Origin of the sequence: Luteolibacter pohnpeiensis (assembly GCF_016595435.1) — a bacterium.
Lineage (GTDB): Bacteria > Verrucomicrobiota > Verrucomicrobiia > Verrucomicrobiales > Akkermansiaceae > Luteolibacter > Luteolibacter pohnpeiensis.
The window spans coordinates 51,744-74,443 of sequence record NZ_JAENIJ010000022.1 but is presented as its reverse complement, the minus strand read 5'-3'; the positions used below and the strand labels follow the sequence as shown (position 1 = coordinate 74,443).

Here is a 22,700-nt window from a genome sequence, read left to right as displayed (position 1 = left end):
GCCTAGCAGTTATTTGTTTTTTGACCGATTCAATCGGGGGAGTGAAAGTATTCGACAATCAGCAACTGATTTGCAACCTATAGCCAATCGATATTTTATCTGATCTTGCAGAATTATTTGAACTTAAATGATGAGAAAATTTACTGCTCTGCTTACGGCTTATTTGTTGTTGATGATACCCAGCAATGCCCAGAGGTCTGGTCCGGCTACTGACGGCTATGACTTGAAAGCTGACCAGGCATTCCCAGATCGTGTGGTGGTCAAATGGACCGATTCATTCGAAGATGAAACAGGGTTCAGGCTTTTCAAATCTTCCATTCCTAGTCTGAATTATGCTTCTCAGGTCGAGTTAGGTGCGAATACAACTTCATACGAAGATCATGATGTTGTAGCTGACAAAACCTATTATTATTGGGTTGCCGCTCTCCACGACGATTCTTCCGATACAGTCTCCGAATATGTCTCTGTGAGCACACCATCTATCGGTGAATTGCCCCTGATGGACTCTCTTACTCTCAATGGATACGGTTACGCAACCTCTCTACACTGGGCTAGAAGATCTTTGAATGTTTTGGAACATATCGTTGAACGGGCTTCCATAGGATCGGACATCTGGTACCAAGTCGGGACTGCTCCATATGACGCTACTTCTTATACCGATCCATATGCGAAACCTGGAGAAATTTTTCAGTATAGACTGGTCGCGGTGGGAGAATATGGCAGTGCTACCACCCTTAGTATTGAGGTTCGATGGCCAGGGATTTCTGGGTCAAATCTAGGCAAATCGATCAAGCATGGAGGCGTTAAATATTTTCTATTTTCTGAACCGAGCCGAGTAGAGCGATATGATCTAGAATCTGGAAATTGGCTTGAACCGATTCTATTTCCCACAGAGGTAGCTGATTTTGCTGTGGATTCATCGGGTATTTTTACTGTGAGCAACGAAGAATTGGACAAGTTATCTCTGGACGGCTCGCAAGTCGAAATGGTTACTCAGTGGACAAACAGCACTACTACAGGTGGGGCGCCGGTGGTTGCCGCTGATGACTCAAATATATTGCTTTATAAAAACGGATATTTGTTTGCTTTTGATAAATTCACAAGAGATCAGGTCGGTGAGTATGATTTTTCTGGGGAATCGATCTATTATCCGACTTTCGAGTTTATTCCGCAGTTAAATCGAGTTTATTTTCAATCTCGGCCTCATGTTAATTTTTTTATTAAATCGGAGAATGGATACTCCGTATCAAAGGGGTGGGATTTGTATGACCTGTCTTATTTTGAAAGGTTATTTGTGAGTCCGAATGGTGATCAAATGATTACCGATATGGGTGATGTGATGTCGATTGAGGATGAATCCGAGATTTTGATTGATAATATCGAGGGGGGTATCACTGATATCACTTATAATGGGAATCTGCCTGTTGTGCTTCGTGGGAATACGCTCGTGGCATATGATGATGTATTTCAGATTGTTGGGAAAAGGGAGATTTCTGGTGAAGTGTTAAATATTGATTATTCGAATGGGGAGATTGTAGTTTTTATTGAAGATGAGACATCTTTGCATGGGATGCGGATTGTGAAAGTTATGGCAAGTGATCTTTCCTCTAGATCTGACTACCTAAATAATGGAGCTGGACTTCAATTTGCGCCAGATCAAGTGCTGACAACTAGCGATGATACTTTGTTGCTTCTGAGTAGGAAATACAAAAGAGTTTTTCGATGGTCATTCCAAGATCAGAAATATATTTCTCCGCTCGTGCTTCCTGTGGCGCCAGATGGAATTAGTTATGATTTAAAATATAATAAATTGTATGTATATGGCTTGAATCATGTTAATGTGTTTGATTTGAATCAAGGGAATCCAGAGGCTTCTTTATATTATGGATTTGAGGGTAATGTGAGTTTTTTTGAATGCATCGAAGGTATTTGTTATTTTGGGTATCGTGATTTGGTGGCTAGTTCCGGGGGTGTTGTTGCGATTGATGTGAATGGGGATGTTATCGATTTGATTGATGGTGATACTCCAAGTTTTAGTATATGGGATCGTGTTAGGCGGCGAATTTACCTGACTGATTCTGCTAGTGATATCATGCAGGTTTTACAGATATCTGCAGACGGTGGGGTATTGAGTAAGAGTTATAAAAGCTGGTTTAATCAATCGATCGATTATAGGCTCTGCGCGAACGAGATTGATCAGAATGGCGAAATGATGATTTTCGGTGGCGAGGTATCAAGTAATTCTGTAGTAGTTGACATCGCAAATAGCTCAATACTAGGTGAGATTCCGTATTATATTGACGCAGCGTTCAGTGGGGAAAATATACTCGCTTTAACGACCGATCAGGATCAATCAATACTGAATCGCTGGACCGGTACAGATTTTTCGATTTTAGACAAAACATGGAGATTTGAAGGTGAAGGAATGTGTCTTGCGAAGTTTTCTGACGGGTCATTCGCAATAGTTACTTTATGTGATGGTGTTCCTCGTATTTATCGTTTGAATGATCTTTCACCTAATGGAAGCAATTTAATGTCCAGTCCACCTAAAATCACCGATACACCACCGAAGGCGTATGAGGATGAGCTTTTTTCTTGGACGCCGATGGTTACAGGGGGAACTGGAGTAACCTCTATTCAGCCAATAGAATTACCTGCTTGGTTGACATATTCAGAAGGTATTTTTTGGGGAATACCTGATGAGCGATATTCTGGAGATCGCTCGAATGGGGGAGAGGATTCTTTGCTAACAGTTCGCGTCATGGATGAGCGAGGGGGGTGGAGTGATCAAGATTTTAATATACATGTTGCTTGGGAAAATGATCCCCCCGTATTCCAAGGCGACGCATCTGTCATAGCTGATATCCAAGGGAGTCATTCGAGTTATCCGGTAGCGATGTTCCTAACTGATCCAGATGGCTCGGAAAGTTTTCAATGGAAGATAGCAAGTGTAAGTAACCCAGCTATTTTCAAATCTATTACCCTTACCCAACAAGGTTCTCTCGATATCGAATACAACTCCCGATCCGCTGGTTCATCAAGATTGATGATTGAAGTATCCGACCTCTCGGGAAAAACAGCATCGCAATTGGTTACAGTGGCGTTGCCAGAGGTTGATAGCCCGCAACTCGCTCTTTCCGAATTGGAATATACTGCAAATGAATCCGAGTTTCTGCAGGTTGCTACGATCTATAATCAAAGTTATCGCCCGTTGGAAGGCGTTGATTTGATTTTATCAAATGTTGCTTCGAATGTATCGGTTAAGTCAGCTTCTGTAGATGAGTTTGGTATTTGGTATCTTCATTACGATGGCGTTATTGGTGTTGATGAGTCGGTTGAGATTCCCTTGGTCTATTTGGCGGAAAATGCTCCTTCTGTCGAGGGCGTGGCTATTAGTGCTCTACCAGGGCATGCTAAAGATCTCGGGGATGAGGTTAATGATAGATTCACTGTGTATCATTCGTGTATGATGAAGGATGACAGCTTTGTTTTGGATTTTTCTGCAACGCCAGGTAAGATCTATCAAATCTCTTATAGTGATGACGGGATTAGTTGGACGCCAAGTCCGATTTATATTATCCCCGATGAATCGGTGATTCGTTGGAATGACTTCGGCCCACCGTGGACGAATTCAGCTCCTGTAGAGCAGCTACGCCGCTTCTACCGGGTAGAGCAAATCGGAGATTGAGAAGCTACGTCGCCAGTGGCCCGGCGAGGCGGAAGAGTGCTGGGTCGAGCTTGTATTGTTGGTGGGCGACGGCATCAATCGGCAGGCTGCCGTAGGTGCCGTCGCGGTAAACCATGATGGCATTGGTTGCTCCGGCATCGAGCGCATCGACAGCGGCAACCGCGAATTTGTAGGCCATGATCCGGTCCAGCACGGTGGGGGAGCCACCGCGTTGGACGTGGCCCAGGACGGTGAGCCGGGTTTCCATGCCGATGGTGTCGTTGATCCAGCGGGTCAAATAATCCGCCATTTTGGTGCCTTCGGCCGTGATCGCGAGAATGTATCCACGGCCTTCCGCGATTTCTTTTCTCAGCCTGATCCCAATTTTATCCAAGTCGTAAGGAACCTCCGGCACCAGACAAACCTCGGCGCCACACGAAAGCGCACTGACCAAGGCGAGGTAGCCGCAATGACGGCCCATGACTTCGACCACAAAGGCGCGCGAAAATGAGCTCGCGGTGTCGCGGATGGAATCGATCGATTGCCGAATGATGTTGAGTGCGGTATCGACGCCAAGGCAGTAGTCGGTGCCGGCGATGTCATTATCGATGGTGGCGGGAATGCCCGCGAACGGGATGCCGAAGTCGGCGTAAAACTGATTGAGGGCGCGGAATGAACCGTCGCCGCCGATGACGATGAGTTTATCAATGCCGCGCCGTTGAAGATTTTCGTAAGCCTGTCGCCGGAACTTGAGGTCAAAAAATCGCTTCGAGCGGGAGGAGCGCAGCATGGTGCCGCCGCGGTGCATGATGCCGGAGACCAGCTCACGGGTGGAGGGGACGATCTTGTCATCAATCAGTCCGCGCAGGCCGTCGTAAACGAGGAATGGTTCGTGGCCGCGTTGTGCTGCGTACTCGACAGCGCATTTGATGGCGGGATTCATCCCGGCGGAATCACCGCCGGAGGTCATGATTGCGATGCCGTTTGCCATAGGTTCGAAGATTGGGGAGTGGCTTGTTTGCAACTAAGCACCGATGATGCCGAATCATGAAATATTCGAACTCTTGCCAACCGCCTCAATCGTCGAGTGAATGCATCTTGGCAGGTGAATGTTTAGTTCTCCGGCCAAGGCTGATCGGCAGGCCAGTTTTGGTGAATCTGTTCTAACAGGGCGGCGCGGTTGTCATCGGCAGGAAGTTTCTTAAGCCAGGCATAGGCTTCCAGCGGCTGATATCCTGATACCGCTGTGACGTAGCAAGTGGTCGCAATTTCCTTCACTTTGCCGGAGGGCATAGCTTCGATCCAAGCGCCTGCCGCAGCAGGATCTCTGCTGGTGAGAATCGTCACACGATTCGGAATAGCTTCTGTAAGGATGCTGTCAGCTTGAATGTTACTACCTATCCAGTCGATCCACTTCATTTCATCTTTTGGAGTACAGCTGAAGAACGTACGTGCTGCGTAATCCTCTAATTGTTCCAATGGGAGATTGGATGCTTCGATCCACTGGATGCTGTCTCCGACACCATCATGGATGAAGGAGTTGGATAAAAGGGCATTATAGCCTTCTTCGTTGACCACGCTGAGTCTGTCAGGATCATCAATGCTTGCGGCGTATTCGCGAAAGGCGGCGAGCATGGTAGTGCGTTGTTCCGCGCTACGAGCAGGGCTTATCACAATGCCAAGCCATCTACTCGGGTCGAGATCAAGCTGATCGATGAGTTCAAAGCCAAGCTTGGAATCAATGGTCAATGCCCCGCGCAATAATCCGTCGATCAAGTTGTTATCGGTGCCATCGCTGAGTGAATCCCGATGATTAACTAACCAATCGATTCCTCCGGCACGGTTATGCTTCATTTCCCCAAGAAGGGCAGTGGTTAGATCGCGGGCGGAGACCTGGGTGATATTCTCTGAGAAAACATCAAGTGCTGCATGCGGATCATTCTCCGCGATAGTCTGATAGATGATTGAAAGTAGTTCGCCCTGAATCGGGTCGTCTGGTTTGGTCGTTTGCTGAATTTCGGCGAGCAATTGCTTCAAGGTTTCCGTATCCAAATGGGAAAGTTTGAGCTGCCAGTCGAGAATCGCTTGTTGGTTGGCGATGTGATCCGTATCGCGATTCGTAGCTTGAAGAGCGCGTGCAAAATCGATGAGTTCGTCTGCCAGCTGGCCGACGTCTGGCGATTCAGTGCGTTGCTTGCGCTCGCTGGATCGGGTTGTGATGGGTGAGCCAGATGCATCGATCGTGATACCCGCCGCCTTTGCTTTGGCTTGTAGTTGGAAGAGTGAATCTCGAAGCGAGTTCAAGTGCCGGTGATTCATCCAACCGGGGACAGCTGCGATCGCGATGATCAAGCAGGACAGGGTGATTTGGAATTTCATGGCTTAGGAGCTGAGGTTTCGATATCGCTTAGAATTTGCTCGCGGCGTGAGGCGTCATGAACGTGAGCGTCGAGCCAGCTCGCGACGTCCCGGTTACGCCAACTTTTTGCCAAATAGAGGAAGTTTGTTAGGGCGGTATCGTCGTCCTGATGATCCGAGAATTCGAGAGCCGCGTTGGCGAAGCTTTCAAACGAAGAGTCATCTTGGGGCATGCTGCTGGCGAGGGTTCTCGCGATGGCCGGGGCCGCGGATGCATCCGTTCGTTCGGCGGCCCAGGTTTCAAAGTTTTCCAGATCGGCAACGGTCGGTGGCTGTTTGGAATCGGAGATCTTGAGGACTCCAGATGCAATGAAGTTGAGACCATTGCCAATCTCTTCCGGAGTGGCCTGGATGGTGTCAAAATAAGCCTCGACCCCCTCATATCCATCGCTTTTGGCCAGGGCTGTAACACTTCCCATGAGCTGCGCCGTTTGTTCAGGAGGAGTTAGATAGTTCCGGGCCAAGGTGGCAAATTCGGCGAGCTCTTGATCATCGAATGAATGGTGGTTGAGTTTGTTCACCGACTGCAATTGGGTGAAGGCTTCGTACCGCTGCTTCGGCCTCAATGCCTCAAGCCGCTTGGCCGCAACGGATGGGTTGCTGCCGATAAATAGGGAAAGCAGGATCGCTTCGTTTTGCGCCAATCTGGGATTGCTCCCATCGAGTGCTGTGGATTCCATCAGACCGTTCGCGATTGCATGATCCAGCCAATTGCAAGCGGCGGTAGGATCTTTCTTTGCCCAGTCAGTGAGAACCTCGTCACTGCGCAAATATAAATAAGGGCTACTCTCGCGAAAAGGATCACGGAAGCGAAGGTCCAGAGCCGTCCCGGTATCTTTTTGCGCCAGTGCCTTCATCAGCTTTCCGCCCAATAGCGGCACCGCATCAAATGGGATGTCCTGGGTATCGATTTCTTCCAGAGCGCGGATCAATTGTTCCTGAGTCATGGCGGCAATCCTCTGGTCCAGTGCTAGCAATTGCTGACGGCCGAATAGGTTCGGACTGGTGTGATCAATCATCAGGCCTGAGATCTTCATCCAATCGATCGGTTCATTTGGAGAAACCGGAACCAGAGGTTTTCGGGATGCTCGGCGGGTTTCTTGAACTGATGATCGGGTCGTCTGGCTCAACTTTTCGCGCAGCTGGCTGAGTTGCCTCGCGGATTCGCCAATGCTGTGTTTTTGTCCGAAGAGAATCACACCGGCTGCGATCAGCGTAATGGCAGGTAAGATAAAAACCCTGAGCTTCATTCAGTCCCTTAGCTAGCGGAAACTGCGGACGAGATGAAGCGATATTTTGCCAGAAGGCGACGTTTTCTCGCCTCATGGATCAGTGCTCGAGTGCTCGCTTGCTGCGATAGAATTATCTGAAATGCTTCTACTTCAGGTTAAGTTGATACTTTTGGGCGAAGGCGTCAGCGGCATCTGGGTCAGTGATCAACCATTTCTCGTAAACCGATTGTAAAGTTTTTTGGCGTGCATCTCCTGGAGCTAGACTCAATGCCCATTCGGCAGCTGCTGTCGGCTCATAAGCAGCGAGTGTGGATGCAAACGACTGGATGCCAGTCTGCTTCAGGCGTCCTTCAGGTTGCTGGTTGAGCCAGCCAGCTACGGCATGATAATCCGTTTTGGTCCAATTCGCGAGTGTTGTGGAAATGGCGGTCTCAGCTTGCTCCGGTGATAGCTTATCGTTCATCCAATTAAGCCATTTCGAGGTATCTGAGGAAATGATATCTGCGGACAGTCCGTCGCTGGTCATCAGCTCCAGATCCGCTTTTGATAGATCGGCCTGCTCCAACCATGCGGACCCCGCTTCGAAGCCGGATTTTCCAGCGTTCGTGAAAAAGCTCTCCAGCCCGAATTTCTCAATTTCATTTTTCCGATCCTGATCAACTGATGATTGTAAAAATTGACGAAAGGCGGCCAGTGCTGCATCCCGTTGACTGGCGTCTTTGATTTGTTGGATGGCCATGTCCAACGCCGGTTCCGGATTTTTCGGATGGTCGCTTAACAATTGCAGCGCAAGAGCTGGATCCTTGGCGGCGACCACCTGGATGATGCGAGGGATGGTAAAATCATTGGCCACATCAGGGAACTGTTGTTGGCTTTTCGTAATCCAATCCAGAGCCTTGAATGGATCGCACTTGGCGAGTTCGAGCAGTGTCATCTGGACTGCCTCTGGAACTTCAGTGGTGAGTTCAATGTTTTTCTCTAACAGGCCAAGGCACTCCTTCGGATATTTTTGTGCAAAAACCTCGATGATTTGAGAAATCGAACGTTCACGGAGCTTTGAATCAAGTCCCTGCAATTGAGAGATGTCATCAAGGAGTTTGGGAAACTCGGAAGCATCAAGCATATTGAGCCGGGTGAAGATTTCGATTCTGATGTCCTCGGACTGACGCAGCGAGTTCTCATTTTTGCCATTGAATGGATCTCGCAGCTTTTGCTCCAAATCAATCAGGCTGGATGCCGTGAACTCAGGAGTTTTTCTACGCCTTGATCTTGGTAATGAACCGGTAGGGTCCGTTCCTATTCCCAGGCTTATTGATCGCTTCTTCAGTGCCGCGGTCTGATCTCGCAGATGACGAATTTTAAGTTGCTGGTGGCTACCCATCAGGATGAAAATCGCAACAATCAGCAGGCTCAGGAGCACGGGGATTTTCATGGTGAAGTTATGGTTTCAGGCTCTCCAGGATTTGCTGCCTTATGATAGGATCAGTGATTTTTTTCGCGAACTCGATGGCCTCGGTCCTGTTTTTTTTGGAGGCGCGGCCACGAAGGAATTCAATCAATACATCGTCATTGCCGGTGCTTTCTTGAAAGCTAAGCGCCATTTGAGCGGCGTCTTGATAGGGGATGAGAGTCATGGCCTGACGGGCTAAAAGTTTGCCGGTTGCATCGTTGGTTTCCTCGGGAGCTAGGGTGTCGGACCATTGGCGGAATTTGTTCAAATCGTCATCAGTGATGGGATGATGTCCAACTTGGGAAGATCCTGACTCTGCAAGGAGGTATCCGTATTGATCAGGTTCGGGAGCGATTTGCTGCATGTATTTTGCTAGATCTTCATAACCTCCTCCACGTTGTCGGGAGATGATGGCGATTGGAGCGGAAAGAAGAAGGGCCTGGCGTGCAGCAGGGATTTCGCTGCGAATTAGGGAGGCATAGGCGGAGTAGCTATCGGCATTGATTTCAGCTGAGGCGAATCCGATGGCCTGTGCTCTATCGGCCTCTGTTAGGTTTTGCAGGCGTTGTTTTGCCGATTCAATGTCGGTTGCTAGAAGTTTATCGATTAAAGTGGATTCAAAGAATGTCCGTGGTGCCGTGCCGTCGAGAGATTTTGCATCCATCGCGCCGGTGGCGATTTTTTCATCAAGCCATGCGGTAGCCAAAGCCAGATCTTCATTGGCCCAAGATCCCAATGCTCCGGCTAGCAATTGCACAAGATAGTCATCCTGTTTCATGTCGCCAGCGAGTTTTTCCAAGGCAAGTTGTGGATCTTTTTCGATGAGTGGCTGTGCGACCAGTAAAAGTAAATTCCTCTCGGTTTGCTCATCGAGATCGAGAGCCTTGATCTGGTCAATCTCGGCAGCGATCCCATCTGCTGACATGGATCGAAGTTTCCTCTGCAGAGCGAGTAAGGTTTGAGAATTGGGATTGGAAAAATCAATCCGGCTGAGCTGCAGTTGCCAGTCGATTGGGCCACCGGGGTTCGCGGTCGACCATTTACCGCTGGGGAAATCCTTGGTATGGAGTGCAGCTTTGATTTGCTGCTTGATCACGGATTGCTGGGCTTTCAGCGCCGAAATCGTGCTCTGTTGGACTCCAATGAAAACAAAGCCAATCAGGGCGATGGAAACCGGCATCACGAAAACGGTTTTCATAAGATTAAAATCCTTATCAGTGCGGCATGGTAGAGGAAAAGGTAAAATGAGTTAATGCAGATCATCGAGATGGGGAATAACGACTACTGATATTGTTCTAGCCACTGCTTCCATTGCTCGGAGGTGGGCGTGAAGTTGGATTTGGAAGCTTCCTTGATTTCTTCTGGAGTGAAGTTTTCTTCCAGCCAGGCGGAGCCTTTTTCGAATCCGTTCGTAGCGGCGGATTGGATAAAGCGATGGGTCGCATCGCGCACCAGATGAGCGCGGATGGTGTCGCTTTCCACGGTGGTGATGTAGCGACGAAATGCTTCCAGGCTTTCAGTGCGCTTTTCGGGAGTTTTGGATTGGTCGATGATGGATTCGATTTCTTCGTAAGGTCTCTCCATTTCGAGTTTTCGAACCATGTCGAAGGCGGCTTCCGGTTGATCCTTCAAATTTGTGATCACCAATGATTTCGCTAAGGCGATTCCTGGAAATTCTTTGCCATGTTGCTCCAGCCACGCAGCTGCTGCATAGGGATCATCTGAGGCAAGTGAGGAAATCGTGTTGTTGATCGCGAGCGATCGAAATCGGGAGCAACCCGGAAAATCAAAACCGCGCGTAAAGATGTCGAGGACTCCATGGGGATCTTTCGAGCTAAACGTGGCCATGACCCAGGCTAGGAAATCTTCGCGTGTCGATTGGCTAAGGTCATCCGCATCGCGGACAGCGGTGATGAATTGCTCGAAGGAATCGGTGTCGAGCAATTTGATGCGCGCCAGCAATTCGCCATATCTGGGTGAGAATTCGTTTTGTTCATTGTAAGACGCTGCTTCGATATCGTGGAGGTAATCCAACGAATCTACAGTGAGCGCCTTCAGGTTGGATTCGTGGGACGGTCGTAGCTCGCGTTTGCTGGCGTGCCATTCCGCTTTGTTCGATGTCTCGTTCGTTTTTCCCCGCAAAGCCGTGACCTGAGCGCGCAGTTCGGAAACGTGCTGATGATTGGTCGTGCGCAACCAGGCGGCGACGAGAAGGATGAGAACCGAGAGAGCGAGTGAGATTTTCATCAGTGAGATGAATCGGGTTGAAGGCGCTCGATCCACTCGCGGCGGAGTGATTCGTCCGAGATGAGCCCAGCGAGCTGCGTGGCGATTTCCGGGTAATCAGGTGTCGATTCGCCTTCGAGGAAACGGGTGATCGTTTCGTCGCTGGGGTCGGATTGATGATAGCTCATGATCATCTCCGCAGCTTCGGCATAATGCAGATTTTCGGAGCGGGTGACTGCTGCGGCAAGCACCTCGCCCGTGAGCTTCGCGGTGATGGCGGGGGCCTCGGCATCGCACCACTGGCGAAACTCATCGAGATCGCCGATCGTTACCGTTCCTTGGTCAGCGATGTCACGGAACGTGTGGGGAATGGCTGCCTGGATCATTGTTTCGCGCTCAGCCGGAGAGGCGTCGATGCGGTTCATGGCAGCGGTTGCTTGTTCGTAAATCTTGGACTTCGAAAGTTGTGGTCCTATGGCATAGGGCTCGATAAAATGACTGAATGCCACCGTCGCATCCTCCGGGGAAAATGATGAGCGAATCAAGGTCGCATAACCAATTTGTTCATCCTCCGGGACTTGATAGAACGATGATAAAATGAATTTCCGTTGTTCATGGGTGTAAGACTCCAGCCGGGCCGCTGCTTGCTGCGGATGGGTGACGAGGAGCCCGTGGAAGATATGGTTCTCCAGGATTCTTCGTAAAAAATCATGAGAGGGATTTTGGGATTCGAACTTACCGTCGACGATTTGTTGATCGAGCCAGGCAGTGGCAGAAGCGGGGTCCGATTTTGCCCAGCCCCCGAAGCAGAATCGAAGCGAAGTCGCGAACAACTTGGTTTGATCGAAGAGGTGACCGCCGAACTGATCGAAGGTCAATTGCGGGTCGAGTGAAAACAACTGCCTCAAATAAGAGCGTGCCAAGGATTTCTCTGCTTCAGAAAGTTCGGTTGCTTCCATTTCGAGCAGCACTGCGAGTAAATCCCTGCGGCTCATGACCTTCAGTTGCCCATCGAACTCCTTGCGTTGTTGATCGGATAGCTCATTGGAAAGTCGCACCGCGGATTTCTTCCAATCTCGAAGGTCGTGAGTTGGCGGGTTGGGGTGGGTTCGGTCAGGCCTTGCTGTCTTTGTTAGATGAGCAACGGTAGACTCAAGATGCGTGATTTCTTTGGCCTGAGGAATCAGCCACCAGCCCGCGATCAGGAGAGAAATGGCGGGTGGTATGAAAAGGTGGAGCTTCATAGCGATTGATGTTTCTAAAGGGTGACCGCTAAGGTTGGAGGCCATGTTCTTCAGCGAATGTTGCAGCTGCAGCGGGATCCATTTCCTGAAGCTGGTTGTGAATGGTCTCCAATGCGAGGTTACGGCTATCAGGTGTTGTTAGATTGAGCGCCCATTCGGTTGCGTAGGTAAGGTTGGTCCCTGTGGTGGTGTTGAGGAAGGATTGGATCGCTGCCGTTTTTACCGGGCCTTCATCGGTGTTGGTGATCCACTTTCCTGCAGCCTCAGCTTCAAATGAGGCCCACTTTTGAATACGGCTGGCAACGATGCGATCGGTGGTTTCAGGATCGAAATTTTGTTCAATCCAATTCATCCATTGGCTTGCTTCTTCCGTTGATTTGGGAACCCATGCGGCGGATTGGGCGAAGAGTTCTCTTTCCTCCGGGTTGAGATCTGCCTGCCCTACCCAAGCAGATGCTGCATCGAATCCATCGCCTGAAATGATGACGCTTAAGTTGGTGAAACCGCTGTTGAAGGTGTTGCTGCGCAAGTCCTCGTCTGCGATCGACTGGGTGTAATTTCGAAACGCATCAAGGGCCGCGAGTTGCTGCTCCGGCGTGCGCTTTTGAAAAAGAATTTCCCGCACGGGGTCTCCCGACGGATTGATGTTGAATCGATCTAACAGCTCGAACGCAAGTGCCGGATTTTTTAGCGAAACTGAGCGCATGATCAGGCTCTTCACACCATCGGCAGTTGCCGGTAGTAAGTCGCTTTCATGTTGGTCAAACCAAGCCAGCGCGGCATCGGGATCAGAATCGCAGATCGCACCAAGAGCCGAACCGAGCAGGGCGGTGCGCATGGGGTTCCCGTTCAGCACTTCCGACTTTTCGATCAACAAAGTTAGGGTCGCCAGCGGATCGCGTTCTTTGAGTGCCTGGACGGCCAACATGACGAGTTCTGAAATGTCGAATCCTGGATCGGAAATGCTTTGCAGGTGATCGATCAATTCTAACAACTCAGCGGTGTTGAGGCGGGCCAGTTGATCCATGAATTCGAGGTCTGCATCGTCCACCAAAATGCCAAAGTATCGGGACGTCCTTCGGTTTTGATGGCGTTGGATCGCATCGTCGGCGATCGCCTGTAAATTAGCGCGCTCGCGAGGAGATCGTGAAGATCGAAAACCGGGTGCGGTTGATTGATTGACGGCGGTTGATTTAAGTCGATCCCGGGTTTGCTGAGCTGCAGTGAGTTTCTGTTGCAATGGCCAGCCGATGCAGCAAGCGATGATCAAGATCAACAACGAGAGAGGCAGGGTGATTTTCATGCGCGGCTGGGTTCAATGGCGGTTGATGAGGCGCAGGACTTCGTTACGTTTTTGCGGATCGGAGATTTTCTCAGCGAGAGCGCTTGCTTGTTCCGGATGGTTCGAGGAAGCGGATTGGCTGAGGAAATTCACCAGGATTTCATCGCTGCCAGTGGTGTTCTGATAGTGCAGCGCGAGTTTTCCAGCGTCCTCGTATTTCATTGTCGAGACTGCGAGAGATGCGAGCGTTCGGCCCGTATCGCGATCGACCGACTCTGGCGATTGCGTTGCTGCCCAACAACGAAATGCATCGAGCTCAGTGGCGGAGATGGATTGCTTCGTCGCAAGCGCAACCAATCGCGCCTGGCCCATGGCTTGCACTGCGGCTTCGCGTTCGATCGGCGATGCCGAAATTTGGTCGAGGTAGGCTGAAGCCTCGTCATACCCACCGGCGGAAGGTGAGCCGGGCATCATGCGGGTGACAACATCCGTTGAGCTGTTCTTCAAGCGTTGACCAGGATCGGCAGAGACCGATTCCAAGGCTGGAAGAAATTGCCGGGCCAGTTCGACAAAGTTGAGTTTTGCCGCATCGGGGATATCCGAAGACATGGACCAAAAAGTTGCCGTTCGCTGTTGTTCCGGAATGTTTTCCAAACGTGCAGCAGCTGCTTGCGGATCGGTGCGGATGATTTTGGAGAGAAGCGCGCTTTCTAACAATGAACGGTTCGAGTTCGTGCCATCAAGCGTCGGACGATCAAACGCACCCGCAGCGATTTGTTGGTCCAACCAGTTGCCTGCAGTTGTTAGGTCGCGATCTGCCAAGTTCGACAGCGCTTCGGCAAGGAAATTGAGTTTATTAGAAGGACGCTCAAGGTCTTCGCTAAAAAATCGCTCCAGCATGCGTTCGGGAGCTTTCTCCGTGAGCGCCATCAGGATTGTGTTTTCGAGAAACTTCCGCTCGGTCGAGTTTTCGTCCAATGTCTGGCACTCATCGTAGCCAGCAAACAACTCGTCGGCCGACATTTGGTTGATCTGTCGAATCAGGCGAGTGCGCTCGCGCGTGCCGGAAAATCCATAATCCAAGATGGAATTTCGAGCTGCGATGGATTGCCAATCCGATGCAGCGGTCGGACGGTTGGAACGGGATGAGTCGTTTCCTGAGATCGATGCCGACGGCCTGTTCGATCGATGAAGATCTGCAATCTCCTTTTGAGCGGATGCCAATTTGCTTTGAAGCCCGCCAATCCAAAAAGAAGAGACAATCAACGCCAATGCGGGTGGAGCAAAAAGAACGGGCTTCATCAGTTTCGAATTTCTATCGAAACGCAGTTGTAGCTCCAAGGGTAAAGGGAGCGCCCCCGTCTTTTTAAAGCCCGCGATACTGAGCAGCGAGTCGCTTGGCGGTGGCGATGGTGTTGCGATGCAACTTGGCCGTAAATTCCGGCTGGCGATTGTATCCGCCGCCATAGAGCACCGCGACCGGAATGCGGTTTTTGATGAACGCGGAAAGCAGCACTTCATCGCGCCGCTGAATGTCCTTTAGCGAAAGATGCATTTGGCCGAAGCGATCGTTGCGATGATTGTCCGCTCCGGAAATCCAGATTACCAGATCCGGTGCGAAATGATCGAGGGCGTTTGCCAGCGAGGTGAACAGCTGCTGCAGATACATTTCACCTTCGACGTAGCGAACCGTTTCGACATCGAGCGAGCTGGTGGATTTCCGGGTCGGGTAGTTTTTTCCGACGTGGATCGAGTAAGTGAAAACCCGTGGATCATTGCCGAGCAGGGCGGCGGTGCCATTGCCTTGGTGGGCATCGGTATCGACCACCATGATCTTGATGTTCGGCTGCTTGTCCTGCAGATCGCGGATGGCGATCGCGATGTCGTTAAAAACGCAGTAGCCCTCGCCATGCTCGCGGAAGGCGTGATGCGTCCCGCCAGCGAGGCAGATGCCAACGCCTTCTTCCAGGGCGGAGTGGCAGGCGAGACGGGTCGCTTCCACCTCGGTGGCGCTGCGCGCAAACAGGCGCGGCGAGGCAGGGAGGCCGAGCAGGATTTGCTCTTTGCGATCGAGCGTGCCGGATTCGATCTTGCGGATGTAGTCGAGTTCGTGAACGCGCTGGATCAGGTGATTGTTGGCCATGCGGACATCGATGATTTCCTCCGGCCGCAGGATGCCGTTTTGCAGCAGCATGTCTTTTGAAACGCGGAATTTATCCATCGGGAACGGGTGCCCGGCAGGAAGTTCGAGCTCAAGGTCCTGAGAATAAAAGCAGCGCATGAGGGAAAGAATCGTGAATTTGGAGAAAACAATCAAGGAAGACGGAGAAATCCACAAAAGAGTTCCCGCGAAACTGATGTTTCTTGATTCCTGGTCGCCGATTCTGAACTCTCCGCCTTGTGCTCCAGATAGTTTTTAATGAGATCAGCGCTGCGGAAATTTCCTCTTTGGGGACATTGGAGCAGCTTGATCTGTTGGATGAATTCAAAGTTTCCGAGAAGGATGTCGAAACCTTGGCCGACGGCCGGTTTGGCAAGATCGAACGCGACGGGAAAATTCTGTATCGTTTCCGGGCGAAGGATTTCCGGTTTTATTTTCAAGTCCGCGATGGAAATGTGGTCGTCCACCGGGTGCTGCACAAAGGAACGTTCTCCGATTTTCTGTTCCGCTCAAAAATGCCGCTTTCAGAAGATGAGGCGTTGGCGGGATCGAAGCATTTTTGGAAATTGATCGACGAAGGTCGCAACGCGAAACGCGTGTAAAGCGTCGGATTTGGCCTGCTAATAGCCTGCTGAAATGCGCTTTCGGCAGGCGATGGATTCCTGATTTTCTGCTTTAAAGGATGTGGGAAATGGACGACGGTTCAAGCTGTGATGCGGATGAAAGGTTGGCTCGGTGTTGGAATCTTGCTCGCTGCAATCGCCGCGTTCTGGATGATGTTCGCGCGCTCTGGAGTTGAGCTGGCACAGATGGATCAGAAAATATCCGCCGCTGTGAACGCGGGCGACCCGGATTATGTGGTGCCAGCGTTGAAGGATGAGCGCGAAACCCTAGAGGGACAACGAATCCTCAACGGCATCATTCTTACCCTGGTTTCCGCCGGACTCATCGGCATCCTGTTTTCCGTTTACGTATTGCCGACCATTGCGGACCGGATTTCGCAAGGGATTTTCGGCAGCGGAGCACCTGCGGAGCCGGATCCGATGCACGATGCCCGCGTCTTGATCGGGCAGGGTGATTTTGAGGGGGCGATCGAAGTATTTCGGGCGATTGCCGAGCAGAGGCCGGATGATCGGGTTCCTTGGATGGAAATGGCCAAGCTGCAGCGGGAAGAACTTCATGAGCCGATGGAGGCCATCGCCACCCTTCACTCCGCGTTGCTGCATCAGAAGTGGTCGCAGGATGATGAAGCATTTTTCCAATTTCGCATCGCGGAGATTTTCGAAGAGTCACTCGGAGATCGTGGCCGCGCGGCGCTTGCGTTGAAAAAGGTGATCGAGAAGTTTCCCGATTCCAGACATGCCGGGAATGCCCGTCACAAGTTGCAAGAGTGGGGCATGTCCTGAACGGCGATGAAGCAAGCAGCGAGGGTGGTTTCGGCATTTTGCGGGCGGCACCCGTTGTTCGTTGCGGGGATCTGCGTTGTCGCATGCATCGTCTTGGCGGACATCGATGGTCGGCTCGGTTTTGCCATGGCGGCGTGCCTTTCGCTGTTCGGGTTTCTCGATGGAAATTGGCGGCGCGGGTTTACCCTGGCGCTGATTTGCGCGGTGGCGGTCGGCATTTTTCAACAGCGGAATGCGCATCGCGATCAACTGGGAGAGGCCATGCTGCAACGTGGCCATGCAGAGCTGAAAGGCAGGGTGCTGGACTCGGCTTCTGGCACGGGCCGCTATTGGTCAGCCCCGGTCGAGGTCACTGAAGGTCCATTTGCAGGGGCGAAGGTGGATTGGTCTGGCAGTGGGGAAATCCCTGTCACAGGAGCGATGGTGCAGGCGGGTGGCGATTTCTTGCCCCTACCAGAACCAAGGAATCCGGGAGAATTCGACGAAGCTGCGTGGTTGCGGCGTGAGGGGATTTCTGCGGTTTTTGAGGCCTCAAGGTGGCGGCAAATCGTGGTGCAAACCGGAGCTTGGGCAAAATTGGCTCAACGGATTCGGGTCGGTTTTCGTCAGGGAATCACCGCAGGTTTGGACGAGCAGTCGCAGGAGGCGAGAGTCATCCGTGCGGTGGTGATGGGCGATCATCCGCGCGATTCGGATGAGCTGTTAGATGCCTTCCGGAGTTCAGGGACACTTCACTTGTTCTCGGTGAGTGGCATGCATGTGGCGATGGTTGCCGGGATTGCGTGGCTGTTGCTGCGAGTTGTTAGAGTTCCCCGGCGCACGGCGGTTTTGGCGCTTATCCCATTGGTGTTCGGCTACGCGTGGATCACCGGGAATGGTTCGCCAGCGGTTCGCGCGGCCTGGATGGCGTCGGTATTTCTCATGGCATTCGTTTGGAAACGCAGACCCGATCTTCTGAATGTGCTGGGTGCGGTGTTGCTGGGAATGTTGCTTTGGAATGGGAATCTCATCTTCCAAGCGGGTGCTCAATTGTCCTACGGCGTGGTCGCGGTGATCGCGATCGGGACCGCGTGGGCGATGCGGGCATTTTCCTGGATGGGAGCGGAGGAGAATTATTTGCCGTCTGAACTGATGGGCAAATGGCGAGCTGGGGGACTGTGGATTCGTCGACGCACGGCGCAATCGCTCGCGGTGTCGACAGCGGCGTGGATCGGGTCGACGCCGCTGACGATTTGGCATTTCCGGTTGCTGACTCCGGTTTCGATCATCGCGAATTTGCCGCTGATTCTGATCGTTTATCCGATGATGGCCCTGGCGTTGTTATCGGCGGCGCTGCATCCGTTTTCGAGCCGGGCAGCGGCTTGGACCACTCAAGGCACGGCCTCACTGGCGAATGTTTGCGTGGCTACGGCGGCTTGGTTTGGCAGATTGCCAGCTTCGCATTTTCAGATCCCTGCAAAGGGTTCGGCGCAGTTGTTGATCTACGATTTGAAGTATGGAGCCGGTGCGGGGTGTTTCTCCGGCGGTTGGGGAGAGGGCGCGGTGTTGATGGATTGTGGCGATCGGAATTCATTTCAATACCGGATCGCACCGTCGTTGCGGCGATTGGGAATTTCTCCGGATTCCGTCGTTTTGAGTCATCCCGATGGCAGTCACATCGCGACGCAGCCGATGGTGCGGGAGGCATTCCCGATCAAACAAGTGTTGCTGCCGGTGGAGCTGGCACGCAGCCCAGCCTATCGGTCTTGGTTGTCAGACACGGATCGTGACCTCAAGAAGCGCTTCGTCCAGGAAACCGCAGGCCTGAATTTTCCGGATGGAGCATGGCTGGAGTGTCTCAATACGCCGCCATCTCGTGCTCAGAACATCATGGCGGATAACCGCGTTGCAGTTTACCGGCTTCATTGGAGAAACTGGAAAATCCTGTTCATGAGCGATGCCGGGGATGTGATCGAGCAGCAGCTTCTCAAGAGCGGCAAAGACCTCAGCGCAGATCTTGTCATCGTCGGCAGACATCCAACCGACTCACATTTAGGCGATCGCTTTCTGGATCGGGTCAACCCAAAGGCAATCATCGCCTCGAATGCCAGCTATCCGGCGGAGGAGAGGCTCAAGCCGGGAGAAATCGACTACTGGAGCTCGCGCGGCATCCAAGTGATCGATCAGGGAAAAACGGGTGGCGTCACCGTGCGGATTGGCAGCGATGGCGAATTGTGGGTCGATGGCTTTGTCGATCAATCCTCCGTGCGGCTCACGCATTGATCGGTTTGCGGCAGCGCAGGCGCCACATCGATTTGCCTTCCGCTTCCCACTGCATTTGGAAATCGGTCTTTGGATAGAAGAACGTGTCTTCCTGCCATTCGAGCCGTTCGAATTTCCCGTAAGCATCCATCCGTTCGCAGGCCCAGTGGAAATATTCCTCGTGGTCGGTCATGAACAGAAACTCACCACCGGGCTCAAGGGCCTGCCGGACGGCTTCAAAAAAATCGTTCTGCATCAGGCGTCGGCGGTGATGGCGGTACTTCGGCCACGGGTCCGGGCAGAGCAGATGCAGGCGGGAGACGCAGTTTTTGGGCAACAACCACTCCACAGTGTAGCGGCTTTCCAGTCGCAGGATGCGGGCGTTGCTCAATCCGCTGCGGGTGATTTTTTTGCATAGCTTGCGGACCCGGCCAAGCAGGCGCTCGACTCCGATAAAATCCCGATCCGGGTATTCTCGAGCCATCGCCAGGAGAAATGCGCCATCGCCACAGCCGAGATCGACTTCCAAAGGTCGGCCATTGCTGCGGATTTCTTCGACGTTGAAGGGCGCAAAATAATCAGCCGGAACGAGTTCCCCGGGCATGGCGGGGCGGGGAAGGACATTGAACGGTTGCATGACGTTGGCGGCGCGGATTCAAAGTCGCGGGGCGCTCCGGAGCAATGCGATTTTAGTTTGGAAAGATTTCGACTCGGGTTGACGCTTGACGCTGTTTCCTTCGGCCTTCTACCTTGAAGGACTGAGGCGCGCCGCCCGGGCGGTCTCCCTTTCTTACCAACTCCGAATCCCCTTCTTACCGTGGACCTCCAGGAAATCCGCCGAATCGTCGAGCTCATGAACGAGCATGGCCTCACTCATTTCGATCTCACCAAGAAGGACTTTCATTTAAAATTAAAGAAAGGTCCTGACTTCGAAGATCTTCGCGCGTTGCTCGCCAGCTTGCCAACCGCTCCGGCTGCCGCACCTGCCGCAGCCCCTGTCGCCGTGGCCGCTCCTGCAGCTTCTGGTGCCCCGGCCGCCGCTCCTGCTGCTGAAGGTTCGGAAATCACCTCGCCGATGGTTGGAACTTTTTACCGCAAGTCCGCTCCTGACGCGCCGAATTTCGTCGACGTCGGCAGCACGGTTTCCGAAGGCCAAACGCTTTGCATCATCGAGGCGATGAAGGTCATGAACGAAATCAAAGCCGAGAAATCCGGCACGATCTGCGCCGTGGTTGCCGAAGACGCGACACCGGTTCAATTCGGCGATGTGCTTTTCCGGATCAAGTAATTCAAGATCCGCCCTCGCAATCTGAAAGACAGAAATTCGTCCAACTGACCCATGTTCAAACGCGTTCTGGTAGCTAACCGTGGCGAAATCGCCCTCCGAATCATCCGCGCCTGTCGCGAATTGGGTGTGGAATCTGTCGCCGTCTATTCGGAGGCGGATGTGGATTCCATGCACGTCCAGCTTGCAGACGAAGCCGTCTGTATCGGACCCGGCCCCAGCAAGGAATCCTATCTGAAGCCGGATCGCATCATCGCCGCTGCGGAAATCACCGGTGCTGACGCGATTCACCCCGGCTACGGTTTCCTTTCGGAAAATGCCCGCTTCGCGGAAATTTGCCGCACTTCCGGCATCACGTTCATTGGGCCATCTGCGGAAGTGATTTCGATGATGGGCGACAAAGCGACTGCCCGCGCAACGGCGGTCGCCAATGGAGTGCCCGTAACTCCTGGCTCCGGCATCATGGCTGATGCGGAAACGGCTTTGGCAGAAGCCAAGAAAATCGGCCTGCCAGTCATGATCAAAGCCACCGCAGGTGGCGGCGGACGCGGAATGCGCCCTTGCTTTAAGGAAGAGGAATTCATCTCCCTGTTCCGAGCCGCTTCGAACGAAGCTCTAGCTGCCTTCGGCAACGGTGAATGCTACCTGGAAAAGCTGGTGCTGAATCCGCACCATATTGAATTTCAGGTGATTGCCGATTCCCATGGCAATTTCATTCACCTTGGCGAGCGGGACTGTTCCATGCAGCGCCGCAACCAGAAAATCATCGAGGAATGTCCTTCACCGCTGCTGACTCCCGAATTGCGCGAACGCATGGGTGAGGCATCGGTGAATCTGATCAAAGCGATTGGTTACCAGAATGCTGGAACGATCGAATATTTGGTCGATGAAGCCGCAGAGAACTTCTATTTCATGGAAATGAACACCCGGATCCAGGTCGAGCACCCGGTGACGGAAGAAGTGATGGGCTGTGAATTGATCAAAGAGCAAATCCGGGTCGCTGCGGGTGAGCCGCTTTCCCGCCACGTGTTGGAAGTGATTCCACGCGGCCACGCCATCGAATGCCGCATCAACGCGGAGGATCCCTACAACAATTTCGCCCCAAGCCCAGGCACCATCACCCTCTGGTATGCGCCCGGCGGCAAGGGAGTCCGGGTCGATACCCACGTTTACTCGGGCTACTCGGTTCCTCCTTACTATGATTCGATGATCGCCAAGCTCATCGTCACCGGTGCCACCCGGGAAATCGCGATCGCTCGGATGAGCCGGGCATTGTCGGAGTTCATGATCAACGGCATCAAGACCACGATTCCTTTCCAGCAGGAAATCATCGCGCATCCGGATTTTGCATCAGGAAATTACGATATCGGCTGGGTTGCTCGCTATTTGGAAGAGCGGCTGAAGTCGAAGTGAACCTGCTGAGCTGACACGATCCCCATTTCTCCAAGCTGATGCTTCCTTCCGACCCGAAGCTCTACGCGATCCTTGATCTCGGCTACGTTTCGGCGACCGATGCGGAAGAGGTCACTCGGGAATTGCTCAAGGGCGGGGCGGATTTGTTGCAGCTGAGAGCGAAGGGGAAGGAGCTTGATCTCATTCGCGATGTCGCTTCGCGGCTCATCCCGCTTTGTCGCGAAGCCCAAGTGCCTTTCATTCTGAATGATTTCCCCGAAATGGCCGCTGGATTGGATGCCGATGGTGTCCATATCGGCCAGGACGATGGCGAAATTGCGGCAGTGAGAAAAATCGTCGGCCCCGGAAAAATCGTCGGCCGTTCAACGCATTCCCTGAATCAGGCGAGAGCCGCTTTGGCGGAAGGGGCTGACTACATTGGTTTTGGTCCGCTTTTCCCAACGCCGACCAAACCCGGACGCCCGGCCATCGGACTGGAAAATATCCCCATCATGGAAGCTGAAGTCGGTTCAGCGCTGCCGGCGTTTTGCATCGGCGGGATCAACCGGACGACGCTGCCCTTGGTCATCAATTCTGGAGCGCGTCGGATCGTCGTGGTTTCGGATTTGCTCCAAGCTGAGAACATTTCTGAAGCTGCCCGATTTTTCAAAGACTCGCTAAATCATTCCTGAACTC

General features: G+C 52.3%; 18 protein-coding genes. 7 read left to right on the top strand and 11 right to left on the bottom strand.

Translation table 11 applies throughout. From position 1 onward, the window contains the following. The first annotated feature begins 127 nt into the window (after positions 1 to 127). Positions 128 to 3,688, top strand: a complete 3,561-nt coding sequence (locus tag JIN85_RS13850) for an Ig-like domain-containing protein (RefSeq protein WP_200271738.1) — start codon at positions 128 to 130, stop codon at positions 3,686 to 3,688. Between the two features lie 4 nt (positions 3,689 to 3,692). On the opposite strand, the gene JIN85_RS13845 is transcribed toward JIN85_RS13850, so the two are convergent. The 10 genes from JIN85_RS13845 to JIN85_RS13800 form a co-directional block, all read right to left on the bottom strand. Then, on the bottom strand, positions 3,693 to 4,658 hold the full coding sequence (locus tag JIN85_RS13845; protein ID WP_200271736.1) for a 6-phosphofructokinase: 966 nt from the start codon (positions 4,656 to 4,658) through the stop codon (positions 3,693 to 3,695). A 122-nt stretch (positions 4,659 to 4,780) separates the two neighbouring features. Beyond that, the gene (locus JIN85_RS13840; RefSeq protein ID WP_200271734.1) at positions 4,781 to 6,046 is read right to left on the bottom strand and encodes a hypothetical protein; all 1,266 of its coding nucleotides are present in this window, start codon (positions 6,044 to 6,046) and stop codon (positions 4,781 to 4,783) included. Beyond that, the gene (locus JIN85_RS13835) at positions 6,043 to 7,335 is read right to left on the bottom strand and encodes a hypothetical protein (RefSeq protein WP_200271732.1); all 1,293 of its coding nucleotides are present in this window, start codon (positions 7,333 to 7,335) and stop codon (positions 6,043 to 6,045) included. Before JIN85_RS13835 ends, JIN85_RS13840 begins: the two co-directional genes overlap by 4 nt. A gap of 127 nt (positions 7,336 to 7,462) precedes the next feature. After that, entirely contained in the window at positions 7,463 to 8,749 is a 1,287-nt protein-coding gene (locus JIN85_RS13830) for a hypothetical protein (RefSeq protein ID WP_200271730.1), read from the bottom strand. Positions 8,750 to 8,756: 7 nt separating this feature from the next. Continuing rightward, a complete protein-coding gene (locus JIN85_RS13825; RefSeq protein ID WP_200271728.1) occupies positions 8,757 to 9,965 on the bottom strand; it encodes a hypothetical protein in 1,209 nt (402 codons plus the stop codon). Positions 9,966 to 10,048: 83 nt separating this feature from the next. Next, positions 10,049 to 11,014: a hypothetical protein gene (locus JIN85_RS13820; protein WP_200271726.1), complete on the bottom strand. Its 966-nt coding sequence runs from the start codon at positions 11,012 to 11,014 to the stop codon at positions 10,049 to 10,051. Next, positions 11,014 to 12,237 carry a hypothetical protein gene (locus JIN85_RS13815; protein WP_200271724.1) on the bottom strand — a complete coding sequence of 408 codons (1,224 nt, stop codon included), beginning with the start codon at positions 12,235 to 12,237 and terminating at the stop codon, positions 11,014 to 11,016. Before JIN85_RS13815 ends, JIN85_RS13820 begins: the two co-directional genes overlap by 1 nt. Positions 12,238 to 12,265: 28 nt before the next feature. After that, the gene (locus tag JIN85_RS13810) at positions 12,266 to 13,540 is read right to left on the bottom strand and encodes a hypothetical protein (RefSeq protein ID WP_200271722.1); all 1,275 of its coding nucleotides are present in this window, start codon (positions 13,538 to 13,540) and stop codon (positions 12,266 to 12,268) included. 12 nt (positions 13,541 to 13,552) lie between these two features. After that, a complete protein-coding gene (locus JIN85_RS13805) occupies positions 13,553 to 14,821 on the bottom strand; it encodes a hypothetical protein (protein ID WP_200271721.1) in 1,269 nt (422 codons plus the stop codon). Between the two features lie 64 nt (positions 14,822 to 14,885). Next, positions 14,886 to 15,800 (bottom strand): histone deacetylase family protein, encoded by a 915-nt coding sequence (locus JIN85_RS13800; RefSeq protein WP_200271719.1) that lies wholly within the window; start codon positions 15,798 to 15,800, stop codon positions 14,886 to 14,888. 119 nt (positions 15,801 to 15,919) lie between these two features. Here JIN85_RS13800 and JIN85_RS13795 point away from each other — a divergent pair, with 119 nt between their 5' ends. The 3 genes from JIN85_RS13795 to JIN85_RS13785 all read left to right on the top strand — a co-directional run bounded on the left by JIN85_RS13795 (position 15,920) and on the right by JIN85_RS13785 (position 19,348). Beyond that, on the top strand, positions 15,920 to 16,282 hold the full coding sequence (locus JIN85_RS13795) for a hypothetical protein (RefSeq protein ID WP_200271717.1): 363 nt from the start codon (positions 15,920 to 15,922) through the stop codon (positions 16,280 to 16,282). A 117-nt stretch (positions 16,283 to 16,399) separates the two neighbouring features. Then, on the top strand, positions 16,400 to 17,086 hold the full coding sequence (locus tag JIN85_RS13790) for a tetratricopeptide repeat protein (RefSeq protein ID WP_200271715.1): 687 nt from the start codon (positions 16,400 to 16,402) through the stop codon (positions 17,084 to 17,086). A 6-nt stretch (positions 17,087 to 17,092) separates the two neighbouring features. Further along, positions 17,093 to 19,348: a ComEC/Rec2 family competence protein gene (locus tag JIN85_RS13785; protein ID WP_200271713.1), complete on the top strand. Its 2,256-nt coding sequence runs from the start codon at positions 17,093 to 17,095 to the stop codon at positions 19,346 to 19,348. Here the strand turns inward: JIN85_RS13785 and trmB are convergent. Then, complete coding sequence (gene trmB, locus JIN85_RS13780) at positions 19,338 to 19,964, bottom strand: tRNA (guanosine(46)-N7)-methyltransferase TrmB (RefSeq protein WP_234047428.1); 627 nt, start codon at positions 19,962 to 19,964, stop codon at positions 19,338 to 19,340. The genes JIN85_RS13785 and trmB overlap by 11 nt on opposite strands. Positions 19,965 to 20,144: 180 nt before the next feature. Between trmB and accB the strand changes: the two genes are divergently transcribed. From accB to thiE, 3 genes are read left to right on the top strand one after another with little or no spacing between them, the layout of a single operon-like run. Beyond that, a complete protein-coding gene (gene accB, locus JIN85_RS13775; RefSeq protein ID WP_200271711.1) occupies positions 20,145 to 20,615 on the top strand; it encodes an acetyl-CoA carboxylase biotin carboxyl carrier protein in 471 nt (156 codons plus the stop codon). A gap of 51 nt (positions 20,616 to 20,666) precedes the next feature. Next, complete coding sequence (gene accC / locus JIN85_RS13770; protein WP_200271709.1) at positions 20,667 to 22,025, top strand: acetyl-CoA carboxylase biotin carboxylase subunit; 1,359 nt, start codon at positions 20,667 to 20,669, stop codon at positions 22,023 to 22,025. A gap of 38 nt (positions 22,026 to 22,063) precedes the next feature. Then, a complete protein-coding gene (gene thiE, locus JIN85_RS13765) occupies positions 22,064 to 22,696 on the top strand; it encodes a thiamine phosphate synthase (RefSeq protein WP_200271707.1) in 633 nt (210 codons plus the stop codon). Positions 22,697 to 22,700 lie beyond the last annotated feature (4 nt).

Excerpts from the sequence above, each read along its gene's own strand:
- JIN85_RS13785 (WP_200271713.1), top strand. The coding sequence starts at position 17,093 with ATGAAGCAAGCAGCGAGGGTGGTTTCGGCATTTTGCGGGCGGCACCCG.
- JIN85_RS13820 (WP_200271726.1), bottom strand. The coding sequence starts at position 11,014 with ATGAAAATCTCACTCGCTCTCTCGGTTCTCATCCTTCTCGTCGCCGCC.
- JIN85_RS13810 (WP_200271722.1), bottom strand. The coding sequence starts at position 13,540 with ATGAAAATCACCCTGCCTCTCTCGTTGTTGATCTTGATCATCGCTTGC.
- accC (WP_200271709.1), top strand. The coding sequence starts at position 20,667 with ATGTTCAAACGCGTTCTGGTAGCTAACCGTGGCGAAATCGCCCTCCGA.
- JIN85_RS13790 (WP_200271715.1), top strand. The coding sequence starts at position 16,400 with ATGAAAGGTTGGCTCGGTGTTGGAATCTTGCTCGCTGCAATCGCCGCG.
- JIN85_RS13815 (WP_200271724.1), bottom strand. The coding sequence starts at position 12,237 with ATGAAGCTCCACCTTTTCATACCACCCGCCATTTCTCTCCTGATCGCG.
- JIN85_RS13845 (WP_200271736.1), bottom strand. The coding sequence starts at position 4,658 with ATGGCAAACGGCATCGCAATCATGACCTCCGGCGGTGATTCCGCCGGG.
- JIN85_RS13850 (WP_200271738.1), top strand. The coding sequence starts at position 128 with ATGATGAGAAAATTTACTGCTCTGCTTACGGCTTATTTGTTGTTGATG.
- JIN85_RS13800 (WP_200271719.1), bottom strand. The coding sequence starts at position 15,800 with ATGCGCTGCTTTTATTCTCAGGACCTTGAGCTCGAACTTCCTGCCGGG.
- JIN85_RS13805 (WP_200271721.1), bottom strand. The coding sequence starts at position 14,821 with ATGAAGCCCGTTCTTTTTGCTCCACCCGCATTGGCGTTGATTGTCTCT.
- JIN85_RS13835 (WP_200271732.1), bottom strand. The coding sequence starts at position 7,335 with ATGAAGCTCAGGGTTTTTATCTTACCTGCCATTACGCTGATCGCAGCC.
- JIN85_RS13825 (WP_200271728.1), bottom strand. The coding sequence starts at position 9,965 with ATGAAAACCGTTTTCGTGATGCCGGTTTCCATCGCCCTGATTGGCTTT.
- JIN85_RS13840 (WP_200271734.1), bottom strand. The coding sequence starts at position 6,046 with ATGAAATTCCAAATCACCCTGTCCTGCTTGATCATCGCGATCGCAGCT.
- trmB (WP_234047428.1), bottom strand. The coding sequence starts at position 19,964 with ATGCAACCGTTCAATGTCCTTCCCCGCCCCGCCATGCCCGGGGAACTC.
- JIN85_RS13830 (WP_200271730.1), bottom strand. The coding sequence starts at position 8,749 with ATGAAAATCCCCGTGCTCCTGAGCCTGCTGATTGTTGCGATTTTCATC.
- thiE (WP_200271707.1), top strand. The coding sequence starts at position 22,064 with ATGCTTCCTTCCGACCCGAAGCTCTACGCGATCCTTGATCTCGGCTAC.